Here is a 12,123-nt window from a genome sequence, read left to right on the forward strand (position 1 = left end):
CTTCTGATCTAAAGTCCATTTCTTGTATTTCATGTTTCAAATATATAAGTTTGAAATTTAAAATAACACTCCGAACTTATCGGGGGCTAAAATAAGCGAAACCCTAGAAATTTAAAAATTATTAATATCAACGGTTTAGAAATAGAGAACAACTCCCTCTTTCTCCGCAAAATAAAAACCTAATTTTTTTTTCATATTTTTATATATAATTTTTTCTATTACTCTAATCTCTAAAGTGTTCGACTGTGAAAAAGAGTTCGACAGTCGAACTCTAACGGCTCTTTTAAACACAACTTTTTATCTTTAAAAAACTTAGAATTATTGAAAAACGTTAAAAACAGTTAGCTAAATATTTTAAACTTAAAAAATAATCATTGAATTAAAATAATTCAAATCACTTAAAATCAAATGATTACATTATAATTTTAAGCTGTCAAAAAAAGTTAATATCGGAATTAGGTGTTCGATTGTGATCCCGGCGACTCCACAAAATGCCAAATGACGCTATTGGAAGACAATGAGCGTCATTTTTTTTTTTAAAATCGTACGTAAATTTTGTATCGATTTATTATCTATTAAAATGAAAAACTCCGTTTCATCTGTGAAAAAAATTTGCAAATAGTTACCAAAGGATTAATATTCTCTATTTAAGGGTAGAAAGAAGCGAATACCCCTAGAAAAGGCTTACAGTCATCTGTTGATTATATATGTTTCTCATTTATTTCTAGTTGCACAAGCTTCTCGAATTTCTTCATATTCAAGATCTAAATAAATCAAAATTATCTCTTTAATTAGTTATAAGATTAATTTTACCCCAAAAGCAAAGAATAAAATAGTTTGGCATTAAAATAAATTAACTTTACCCTTATTTTGATAAAAAAAACTAAATTTACCTTTGTAAAATTAAATTTACCCCAAAAGAAGAAAATAAATGAAAAAAGTAGGATTTACATGGCTTAAAGAAAAACTACATATTCAGGGGTTTCAATTGACTCATGAATCATATATTGGAACAACGGATAAGACCGAATTAAGTTCAACAAATTCGGTTGTACGAACATTCAAATCGAAATATGATGTGAAAATTGACCACCCAATGACTCATTTAGAATTCGCTCTCAAATATGATGATTTTAACCTCGCATTCATCAAGGAAATTTTTACCTCTGTTGACCACCAAACTATAGTTGACTACATAAAAGAAAATCCCAATAGAAAATATCCAAGAATAATTGGTTACTTGTATGAGTTTACTGGAGGTAAATCTATTGAAGTTGACGTTACTGCAACTAATTACGAGAATATATTAAACTCATCTCACTATATAACTGGAGATATTACAAAAATAACTAAATGGAAAGTAAACGATAATCTTATAGGGCAGAACAAATTCTGCCCTATAATACGAAGAACCACTGAACTTAGTGAGTTACTCGATTGGAATATTGAAGAAGCTATTCAAAATCTAAAAACCGAATACTCTCCAGAAATTTTTAAACGAGCAAGCTATTACCTTTATAAAAAAGAATCCAAATCTTCCAGTGACATAGAGAAAGAAGAACCATCGCAAGATAGAATGGAAAAGTTCATAGCATTACTGGAAGAAGCAGGACAAAAATCCTTTGAAGAATCATTATCAGAAAGGGAATTGGTACGATTACAAAATGTCATAGTTGACCCAAGATATGCAGATGATAGTTTTAGGGACTTTCAAAACTATATTGGTCAAACAATGAGAGACTATACACAGAAAATACATTATGTTTGTCCACCACCACAATATGTAAAATCTCTGATGCAAGGGATAATAAACTTAAATAAAAAAAACAGTTCGACCAAAACGATTATAAAAGCTGCAATGGTGTCATTTGGGTATGTATATATCCATCCATTTGAAGATGGTAACGGAAGAATTCACCGTTTTCTTATTCATGATATTCTGGTACGTGACGGTATTGTACCTAACGGAACGATACTTCCTGTTTCTGCTCAAATACTTGCCCATATGGATGAATACGACACTACTTTAGAGTTACTTTCAAAATTGATTGAACGCAAGGTAAAATATGATCTTAATGATGATGGAAAAATGTTTGTTAATAATGCATCAGAAATAGAAGCTATATACCGATTTCCAGATTTAACCAATCATACTGTGTTTTTGGCAAGATCAATACAAGCTACAGTTACTAACGATATTCCAGAAGAACTGCACTTTCTTCAATGCTACGATGAACTTAGAAGCGATATACAAAACATAGTAGATATGCCCGATAATAAAGTAGATCGCATGATATTGTTTCTTCATCAGAACAAAGGAAAGCTGGCTAGTCGTAAACGTGATTTTTACAAGGAACTAAGTGATGATGAAATCGTGAAAATGGAACACGCTTATAATCAAGTGTTCCAAAATAAAAAATATTCAAATGAATGAAATATTTAATCAAGTAACAATAGTGTAAATAATTAGTAATCGACAACTCTGAAAGTTAGTTCGGAACAAAATTAATTATAGGCGTTTTTATATTATAGAGATTGGACACGCAAACTTAGCAAACACAAGAAGTTTAAAATAAACCTGAAATTTAGATTATTTTAGATGCTTTAAACAAAAACTAACATAAAACAACCCATCGGAATTTCAAGTCATCTATTTTGATAAAAGTATAAAATATATGAATTTAAAGAAAATTGAAACTAGAGATCTATATTTTTTGACTAAAATAATCAAAGTATCAATTCAATAATTTAACTTATTATAAATTATTGAAAAATATTAGATTCTTAACCAATCACTTAAAATAAATATTATATTTGATTTAATATATTTTAACTCATTCTCTTACATTAATATATCAAATTAGTAAAATAAAGATCAAATAGATGAATACATTCAATGACATTAAGGAATTAATTTCTGCTTTGAAAAGAGAGGAAAAACTAATTTCTGAAATGTTTAGCAAAAGAAAATCTATTAATTACAAGTACAGTGATGCGTTAGCGTTGGTCGATTATGACGAAAATCGGATTGATTATTTAATACAAAGGTCAGTTGTAAGAGAAAATGGAGGACTTTTAGAACTTGACGACCAATTTTTAGAATTTTTTGAACAGATTCTGGATGTTAATGAGGAAATTAACTTGTCTTATATTGATGAAAATATCAAAAATATCAGAGAAAATATTGATTACTTTTTAAACGAAAACAACGAGAACAAAAAATATAGTTATCTACGATTTATAAAAAAGACCTTCAGAAAAATGGGAATTATTACCCTTAGGAGTGTCGTAGATTTTAGACGAAACATAGAGAATACTTTTAAAAATGAAGCTAATTATAAAAACAAACAATTAAAATTAGAAAATCTTGATACGAAAAGAAAAATCATCGAAAATCTTATTAATCATACCTTAAAGCTGATTAACGAAGATGAAATTACATTTTTCAACAGAGCATTAGATGAAGAGCTTAACAGAATTATTATTGAGTTAAAACATCAATTAGGAGAATCTTCACATAACCTGATTGAAATAGAAAAGCAAATCATTGATTACCTAAATCAAATAAAACACCAAGGAAAATTTTTAGAGAAATTGCGAAAATTAAAATACTTACAAGATCATTTTACTATTGAAGCCGAAACGGATATTAAGCAAATAATTGCCGCTAAAAATCAAGTTATTTTTGAAACTAGATTAAGCGAACCGTTAAACTTATCATTGGATTTTCTTCGAGAAAATGAAAAAGCTTTTGAAACGATTAAGAAGATTGCAAAAAATCATAAAAATAGAAAACAGGACAAACCCATATTAGCAGATAGAATTTCTGATGAATACCTTGAAAGTAACATCGAAAGTGAGGTAATGATAAATTTAGAAGAAATTAGAAATAAATTTGTAGCAACCAGCGATAATCTATTCAACTTTATTCTTAATTATGACTTTCATAAAGAAGTAGATTTTGATGAACGAGTGACTGTTTTTTGTCAAATTATTTCTCAATATGAGCAAGAATTGGTCGTAGAAGATGATTTTCAAAAAACAAATAATATAGAATTCGCAATCGTATATTCAAGATAATACTTATGATTACAAAATTTACCTCAGAAATATTTGACGTGCTTCGTAAAGGTCAATTTATCTGTTCCAACAGTCCAAATGATCGCATTCAAACACTCTATAAAGTGCTCGATGAACAAGATACTTTTGCAGATTTATACGAGTATTTCTACCAAATTAATTACATTTTAGAGCAAGGAAACGAATATTTCTATTTTAGTCGTTTAGAAAATAATGTTGATTTAGACAGAAAACTTGAAAAAGCATTTAATTGGATTGATACTCTAGACTTCTTCAAAACTTTTGATTCTTCTTTTGATGTTGGCTTTCGGTTTTCTCCTGCAGACATCGTAAATCAGTTAAAAAACAATGCTGATTTAAAAACGAAATTAGAAAGTCTTAAAAAAATAAGTAGCGAACAAAAAAACTATGACCGAATTAAAAAAATAATTGAAAAATTAGAAAAGGATAATTTTATCACTTTAGAAAATGAAATTTCTGAAACCTACAAAGTTTTGACCTCGTTCAACTACTTAAAAGAAATTATAACAACTATTAATATTCCCGAAGAAATAGAAAATGAGATACCTTAATAAAATAGTTTTTATAAATAGTGCATCCATAAAATATGCAGAAATTGAATTAGATGGTAACACCCATTTAATCGGTACACAAGGTGTAGGAAAAAGTACTTTGCTTCGGGCTATTTTGTTTTTTTACAATGCCAATAAAACAAGATTGGGCATCCCAAGAGAAAAAAAGGGTTTTGATGATTATTATTTTGAGTATCAAAACTCATACATTATCTATGAAGTTGTTAAAGATAATGTTCCATTTTGTGTTTTAGCCTACAAAGTAAATGGCAAGGTTGCTTTTCGGTTTTTTAATTCAGAATACAAAAGAGAAAATTTTGTTGACACGAATAATCAAGCCTTTGAAAGTTGGGATAAAATAAGAAATGCGTTTGGAAAAGAAATTCATTACACCGCATTAATTCCAAGTTATGAAGATTTTCGCAGAATAATTTATGGCGACAATAAGGGACTAAATCCTGATTTCAGGAAATATGCTTTAATCGAAAGTAAGCAATATCAAAATATACCTAGAACAATCCAAAACGTATTACTCAATTCAAATTTAGAAGCAAAATTCATTAAAGACACGATAATAAATTCTTTAAATGAAGATGAATTTACAATCGATATTGAAAATTATGCAAAAAGTCATTTACGGGATTTTGAAACTCAGATTAACGATATTAAAATATGGTTTAACAAAAATAAAAATGGGCAGATAATTGTACGTAATCAAGCAGATAGAGTTATTGGCAAATTCAGGACTTTTAATTATTTGAATAGAGAGAAAAAAGAATTAGCATTCAATTTAAATGCTAGAATGTATTTTATTGAAAGTCAAAAACCAGTGCTTTCATCTCATTATTTGATTGAAAAGAACGCACTAGATTTAATGTATAAAAAGAAAGAAAGCATACAAGACCTTCATTTAAAAAGAGAACAAAATATTGTTTCCGAGATTAAATATATAACTAAAGAATTAACGAAGGCAAGCGATAAACAAACAGAATACAACAATCAAAACATTACTAATTTAATTCAAAAAGTAGCAAAAAAAAGCACATTGACTAATGAACAAAAAACTTTGGGTGAAGAAAAAAATATCCTAACTTCTTCTTTTGGAGCGATCAGTCAAAAATATGACGCATTACTCTCTCAAGTTCAAAACCAAAATCAGAAATATACCAACAACCAAAATGCAGAAACTAATACCATTCAAAGCGAATTTGGAAATGAAAAATTCTCCTTAAATGACAGGTATCAATCTCTGATTACACAAATTAAAGAAGACAATAAAGCGGAACAAGAAAAAGCTTCGAACGAATTAAACAATATTGAAAGTGAAGAAAATCGGATTAAAAATAAAAAATCAGAACTAAAACATCAGACGTTTTTTGTTGCAGAAATTGAAAGGTGCAAAGAAGAAAAAAACACACTTGACAATCAAATGACGTCATCTAATTCTATTGTTTCGGATTCAAAAGACAAATCAGGCAATATTAGAAAAGAATGGGAATTAGAAACAAATGAAATCGAAAGAAATTGTGCTATTTCCATTGAAAAAGAAAAAGACAAAAGTGATACCAATGCCCAAGAAATTGAGGTAATTGAAAACAAAATTAAGCAAAGCAAATCTTCACTTTACGGTTGGTTAAACGACACAATACCTAACTGGGAAAACAACATCGGAAAAGTAATCGATGAGGAGAATGTGCTTTTTAACTCGGACTTAAATCCTAAATTAATCGACAACAAATCGACTACTTTTTTTGGTATAGAATTGAATTTAAACGCTTTGAATAGCCGTATAAAAACGGTAAAAGAATACCATCTTGAAATTGATAAACATCGAAGCAAGATTGCGGAAATTCTCAAAACAATTGAGAAAATTACTCTGGACAAGGAGTCTAATTTGCTAAAACTAAAAACTAAATTCCAAAAAAAGCTAAAAGACTTTAAAGAAATTATCGCAGAAAATGAATACCTTATAATCCAAACGGAAGAGAAGATAACAAAAAATAAAATCGAATTAAATCAGTGGATTGAGAAATCTAAATCCCAAAAAGAATCAATTTTGCAAGGTTTGGAGAGTGATTTGGATAAAACAGCTTCTCAAAAAATTAAGGCACAAGAGCAAATAGATACTATCAGAAAAGGAATTGAACGGAAAATCTCTTTAAAAGAAAAAGAAAGAGACACCGAAATAACTAATCTAAACACTATAAAGAGTGCTAAAATAGATGCAATTGCAAATGCTATTTTAGCAAACAAAAAAGAGGCCGACATTCGTATTCTTGAACTAAAAAAGCAACAAAACGCTGAACTAGAAGACAAAGGCGCGGATACAAAAAGACTTGATTTAATCGACATTAGATTAACCGAATTAGGAAAATCTCTAGATTTTATTGCAAATAACGAACGTATTGTTTTTGAATATGAAAAAGACAAAAGAGAACTTTTTGATAAAATTCCTGAACTGAAAGCAAATAAAATAAGTTTAGGAATTAAGCAAGATGCTTTTGAAACAGAACATAAAATTGAAATTATTAAATTAGAAGAGAAATATAAAAATCAAAAAGAAATTGTTGAAAAAATTCAATCGAAAACAACTGAATTTCAAGTAGATGAAAACAAGTTTTTAGAGTTTCAGAAATCGGAAACTTTCGCAAGACTTGAATCTTATTTTAGTGATGAAACACACAAAATTGAAGATACAAAAACGGCTGTTGCCATTATTTCTGAAGTAAACGACAAGCATTATAAAGGAATTGAAACATTCAAAGAATTACAACAGTCAATAAATACTTTCAATGGAAACTTTAAGGAGCATAATATTTTTAGTTTTAAAGTGAAATTAAATGAAGATACCGATTTTTTAAATTTCGCATCAGACTTAAAAGAATTTATTGAAGCCGATAAAATTAATGAATTTGAAAAGAGAGTTAACGAACGATTTGCCAATATTATTCGATTAATAGGTCGAGAAACAACGGAACTAAACTCTAAAGAAGCTGAGATTGAAAAAATTATTAAGAAAATTAATGATGATTTTGTGAACAAAAATTTTGTGCAAGCCATTAAAGAAATGGAAATGAGAACGCAAAAAAGTTCAAACTCAATAGTGAAATTACTCATTCAAATAAAAGAATTCAATGACGAGAATAGTTTATTATTAGGAGAATCTAATTTATTTACAAGTTCAGATACGAATTCAAAAAATCTGAAAGCGGTAGAATTATTAAAACAATTAGTAAAAGAGTTAGAAAAATCTAAAAACTCAACGCTTACATTATCAGAATCTTTTGATTTACAATTCCGAATTGTAGAAAATGACAATGATTCGGGTTGGGTAGAAAAACTTTCGAATGTTGGTAGTGAAGGAACTGATGTTTTGGTAAAGGCGATGATTAATATTTTGCTGCTGAATGTTTTTAAAGAAAGTGCCTCCAAACAATTCAAAGATTTTAAATTGCATTGCATGATGGATGAGATTGGACGACTTCATCCTAATAATGTGAAAGGAATTTTGCGTTTTGCCAATGAAAGAAACATTCTTTTAATTAATGGTTCGCCAACAAGCCAAAATGCGACAGATTATAAATACACCTATAAATTGGCGAAGGAACAATCCACAATGGATGCTAAAAAATACATCACTAAAATTAATCGTTTAGTAAAAGTAAACGCCAAAGTTCTTAATTAATGGATTTAACTTTAAAAATAGCAAAAGTATTAGTACAACTAATCAATGGAGAAACTATTCCTGACAGCTCAGCAAAAAGTAAGTTAATCGATGATTTGGTAAGGGAAAATATTATTTTTAGAAAGGGAAAACATAAAAAAACTTTACAGCTATTTAATGAAAACAACTTACACCTTTATTTAATAAATCAATTACAAATCAATAACTTGAACAAGTATATTCAAGCTTTAGAAAATGATAATTCAACTCGTGCCGATTTTGTTAAAATTACTAGCGATTCTAAAAACTCAAAAGAGAGAGTATTCAAAGGCTTTTTGATAAACTGCTATAATCCAATTATTGCTGAACTAAACAATCAGACGGTAACAATCAATCCTACATTAGGTAGTTTTATTTTTATCTATGATTATGAAACTTTTAAAATACCCAAAAATGTAACCATTATAGGAGTCGAAAACACCAAAAACTTTAGTCAAATTCAAGAACAAAAATACTTATTTGAAGGTTTAAATCCACTATTCGTATCTCGTTATCCACAAAACCAAAACAAAGATTTAATAAAATGGTTAAAATCTGTTCCTAATAACTATTTACATTTTGGAGATTTTGATTTTGCAGGAATTGGAATTTATTTAAATGAATACAAAAAGCATCTATCACAAAAGGCTACCTTTTTCATACCTGAAAATATTAAAAGTGCTTTATGTGAAAATGGAAATAGAGAAAGATTTAATGATCAAAAACTAAATTTCAAAATAGATACCATTCAGGAAGTAAAAATTTTATACTTATTGGAAATCATTAATACAGAAAAAAAAGGTTTAGATCAAGAATATTATATTGAGACCGAAACCCAATGATAATAACAAAATTTACATAAAAAAAATTATTACATTTTACCTATACAACAATGTTCTAATCAGTATCTGCTTTTTGTCAAAAAACGGATTAAATAACCGAAGAATAAAGACTCTTACTAAATTAACAACCTTGAAGTTAACTGTTTAAATTCTGTAATCAAGACTCTCAAAAAACGTCAAAACTGGTATCAAGTGTTCAACTGTAATCCCATTCATTCCACAAAATGCCTTGTAAATCTTTGATTTGCAAGGCATTTTTTTCGAATCAAGGAGTATGGATTATTACAATGCTGGCATTTTTGGACTATTAGTTGTTAGTAGATAAGTAGGAGAGTAAAATTTGAATTCGTAACTTAGGTTAAATACATAAAAAACAATGAAAAAACCAACTAATAAATGCCCTTATTTTGAACTAAATGGCAGCTCTTATTTTCGAGTAATTCATCAGTTTTTAGACTTTACTCTTTTAGCAAGCCACTATTTAAATAAAAAATTCGGTTTTTCAAGAGTTATGACTTATGTAGAATCTCTTAAATTGTTCTTATTAGCACGAAGAAGAATTGTTTCGGTATTTCTTTTCTTAGCCGTTTTGTTTATTGCAACTTCATCGTTTGCTGTTTCTTCCCTAGCTGTATTCATAATCACCTCTTTCACTTTTAGTTGGACTCTTTTTCTTTCTTCAGCTAAAAAATAGAAGCCGAAGACAATTGAAATGTAAATAAATTGCCCGAAACCTTACAAATTCTTTATTTAACTTCTACGAAATTATCCTAGTTCGCAACTTGGTTCATGAAGAATTGGAAAACTACAGGAGTTAGCAATAAAACAAAGTTCGTTTGCTTTTTTATGTAAACGTAGTGCTTCGGCTATTTTTTCTTTTTGTTTTATGATCACTTTTGGATACAAGCGCACTTCAATGAAGCGTCCGCTACCGTTATCTAAAACTTCAAGCGTTGCCTCAGCCGCATCAGTATAAGACAGCACTTCGATTCCGTTTTGAGAACAAACATATAAATAGGACATCATGTGGCAGGAAACGATACTGCTCAATAATAAATCTTCAGGATTATACAAAGTTGAATCTCCTTTGAATGCTTTAGCAGCCGAAACATTTAAAATAGGCTTCCCTGCTATCGTAATGCTATGGCTTTTACTAGACTTTTTAGAAGTTGGACCCTGCTCACTTTTAACTAAAAACCAGTCCAATTTTGCTTTGAATATATGTTTAAAACTCATTTTTTTATTTTTATTCCAAAAGTAATCAAATCAACGATTTCTTTCGCATGAGATTGAAATAGTACTTTAGATTAAAAAACACTGTAAATATTAGCAGTGAACTGTTGGCAAACAAAACGGCAAATAACCTGCTATTGGACAAATTAACTATTCTTTATGTTCCCCACGCTGGCGCGAGCATCACGAGCGGGACGCTTGCGCTAGATCGGAGAATTAATTGTGCGATTGTAATCCCATTCACTTCACAAAAAACCTCTTAATCAATTTATTGTGAGGTTTTAGTTTATCTGTTGCGCTTATAACTTGAACTTACATTTTATGGTAAACCGTAGAAAAAAAATAATTATTTAAAATCTCTTCATCCTATTATCCAAAACCTTGAGATACTTCTCTTTCATAGTGTCAGACAGAAAAGACACTTCTACAAGTTCAATCCATTTAGGAAGGCTATTATTCATATCAGATAAAATAGTGGTAACCGTTTTATCATTAAGTCCTAAGTGTTCTTTTGCGTAATACTCAATTATTTCCGCTGATTTGAAATTGCTTTTTTTACCTTTTAGAGATAGTGCTAATTCTTCCTGCGGATTTTTAATGGAAATAGAAGAATTTAAAAAGTCATAAACTGGGGTCAAAGTTGTTTTTCCCGCTCTTGAAATTACTGAAAAGTTCTTTAAATGCATATCTTCATTACCCGTTATAAAACAGAATAAAACTCGTTTGAAGAAATCTGCTTTCTCAATAGCGGGAAAAGTACAATATTTGTCAATTACTTTGACTAACTTTTCCATAGTATAATCATACTTCGTATCTCTTGAGCTTCCTGTTAATTGTGCAAAATCTTCGGTTGCATATTTTTTTCCTTTGCTGTATCTGTCAAATCGTTTGATAAAATAAGAAAGGCTACCATCTTTTGAATAAACCAATCCATGAAGAGGCACATCAAGCCCGTATACTTTTGCCATTTTCATGGTTACATCCTCATTTTCGGGTAGTTCAGGAAAAATGTCATTTTGAGGTTTTATAATATAATTACCAAACTGATCTACAATTTCAAATTGTTGATTCACAACTGAAATAACAGCACTTAATTTGGGTTGCACTCCTTGAATAGACAATTTCTTGGCACGGTTAGCTGCTTCTTGTCTTTGTTCGGCTGCAGTAAATGGTAAATCATGTAATGTAGTAAGTTTTGGAGCAATCATCCGAAGTCCCTTTTCACTATATTTTTCAGTGCCACATAGTTCGTAAGTTATTGGACATCTATTCATCTTTCCATTCCTTTACTGTTACCGCTCCTACCAAGTCATTTCCCGTTGCAATTAATTGTGTGAAATAATCATTTTTGTCAATTTTACCGATTTTTAAAAGCCCTTCCAGCATAATTCCTTCTGGCAATAATCCTTCAAAAAATGAGGGAAATTTGGCAAATGAATATGTTTTAGTTTTTAATGGCATTGTCAATGATACAGGTTCTCCCTCATAGGTGTCATTATAGATAAATTCATACCCACCTGTACTATCCTCACTCAATATTCCTGCTCTTTTATTGTGAACAAATATGATTGCTTTTTTCATATGTGTTTTGTTTGTTGTTTTTAAAAAAAAAGGCAATAATTAGTTAATGAAAGTCTAATTTCATTACTTGTAAATTGATGTTTAATTTTGTTTGCCTTGATATTATTAGAGT

General features: G+C 29.2%; 9 protein-coding genes. 6 read left to right on the forward strand and 3 right to left on the reverse strand.

Features of this window, described 5'->3' with window-relative positions; genetic code table 11:
• Positions 1-988 precede the first annotated feature (988 nt).
• From IWX83_RS16525 to IWX83_RS16550, 6 genes are all read left to right on the forward strand, one after another.
• Positions 989-2,434 carry a Fic family protein gene (locus tag IWX83_RS16525; RefSeq protein ID WP_196831270.1) on the forward strand — a complete coding sequence of 482 codons (1,446 nt, stop codon included), beginning with the start codon at positions 989-991 and terminating at the stop codon, positions 2,432-2,434.
• 449 nt (positions 2,435-2,883) lie between these two features.
• Positions 2,884-4,080: a hypothetical protein gene (locus IWX83_RS16530; protein WP_196831271.1), complete on the forward strand. Its 1,197-nt coding sequence runs from the start codon at positions 2,884-2,886 to the stop codon at positions 4,078-4,080.
• 5 nt (positions 4,081-4,085) lie between these two features.
• Positions 4,086-4,652: a hypothetical protein gene (locus IWX83_RS16535; RefSeq protein WP_084129734.1), complete on the forward strand. Its 567-nt coding sequence runs from the start codon at positions 4,086-4,088 to the stop codon at positions 4,650-4,652.
• Complete coding sequence (locus IWX83_RS16540) at positions 4,639-8,337, forward strand: ATP-binding protein (protein ID WP_196831272.1); 3,699 nt, start codon at positions 4,639-4,641, stop codon at positions 8,335-8,337. Before IWX83_RS16535 ends, IWX83_RS16540 begins: the two co-directional genes overlap by 14 nt.
• Positions 8,337-9,197: a hypothetical protein gene (locus tag IWX83_RS16545; RefSeq protein ID WP_196831273.1), complete on the forward strand. Its 861-nt coding sequence runs from the start codon at positions 8,337-8,339 to the stop codon at positions 9,195-9,197. The genes IWX83_RS16540 and IWX83_RS16545 overlap by 1 nt, the downstream gene beginning before the upstream one ends.
• A 376-nt stretch (positions 9,198-9,573) precedes the next feature.
• Positions 9,574-9,891, forward strand: coding sequence for a hypothetical protein (locus IWX83_RS16550; RefSeq protein ID WP_196831274.1), 318 nt, complete (start codon positions 9,574-9,576; stop codon positions 9,889-9,891).
• Positions 9,892-9,962: 71 nt separating this feature from the next.
• Here IWX83_RS16550 and IWX83_RS16555 read toward each other — a convergent pair whose 3' ends face one another.
• From IWX83_RS16555 to IWX83_RS16565, 3 genes are all read right to left on the reverse strand, one after another.
• The gene (locus tag IWX83_RS16555; RefSeq protein ID WP_196831275.1) at positions 9,963-10,433 is read right to left on the reverse strand and encodes an OsmC family protein; all 471 of its coding nucleotides are present in this window, start codon (positions 10,431-10,433) and stop codon (positions 9,963-9,965) included.
• Positions 10,434-10,780: 347 nt separating this feature from the next.
• Positions 10,781-11,638: a HipA domain-containing protein gene (locus tag IWX83_RS16560; RefSeq protein ID WP_231380076.1), complete on the reverse strand. Its 858-nt coding sequence runs from the start codon at positions 11,636-11,638 to the stop codon at positions 10,781-10,783.
• Between the two features lie 58 nt (positions 11,639-11,696).
• On the reverse strand, positions 11,697-12,011 hold the full coding sequence (locus IWX83_RS16565) for a HipA N-terminal domain-containing protein (RefSeq protein ID WP_073355296.1): 315 nt from the start codon (positions 12,009-12,011) through the stop codon (positions 11,697-11,699).
• Positions 12,012-12,123: the final 112 nt, after the last annotated feature.

Origin of the sequence: Flavobacterium sp. CG_9.1, from assembly GCF_015751645.1 — a bacterium.
Taxonomy (GTDB): Bacteria; Bacteroidota; Bacteroidia; order Flavobacteriales; family Flavobacteriaceae; genus Flavobacterium; species Flavobacterium xanthum.

What these genes read in the sequence shown, in the direction of transcription:
- IWX83_RS16530 (WP_196831271.1), top strand. Translation starts at nt 2,884, where the DNA reads ATGAATACATTCAATGACATTAAGGAATTAATTTCTGCTTTGAAAAGA.
- IWX83_RS16535 (WP_084129734.1), top strand. Translation starts at nt 4,086, where the DNA reads ATGATTACAAAATTTACCTCAGAAATATTTGACGTGCTTCGTAAAGGT.
- IWX83_RS16540 (WP_196831272.1), top strand. Translation starts at nt 4,639, where the DNA reads ATGAGATACCTTAATAAAATAGTTTTTATAAATAGTGCATCCATAAAA.
- IWX83_RS16545 (WP_196831273.1), top strand. Translation starts at nt 8,337, where the DNA reads ATGGATTTAACTTTAAAAATAGCAAAAGTATTAGTACAACTAATCAAT.
- IWX83_RS16550 (WP_196831274.1), top strand. Translation starts at nt 9,574, where the DNA reads ATGAAAAAACCAACTAATAAATGCCCTTATTTTGAACTAAATGGCAGC.
- IWX83_RS16555 (WP_196831275.1), bottom strand. Translation starts at nt 10,433, where the DNA reads ATGAGTTTTAAACATATATTCAAAGCAAAATTGGACTGGTTTTTAGTT.
- IWX83_RS16560 (WP_231380076.1), bottom strand. Translation starts at nt 11,638, where the DNA reads ATGATTGCTCCAAAACTTACTACATTACATGATTTACCATTTACTGCA.
- IWX83_RS16565 (WP_073355296.1), bottom strand. Translation starts at nt 12,011, where the DNA reads ATGAAAAAAGCAATCATATTTGTTCACAATAAAAGAGCAGGAATATTG.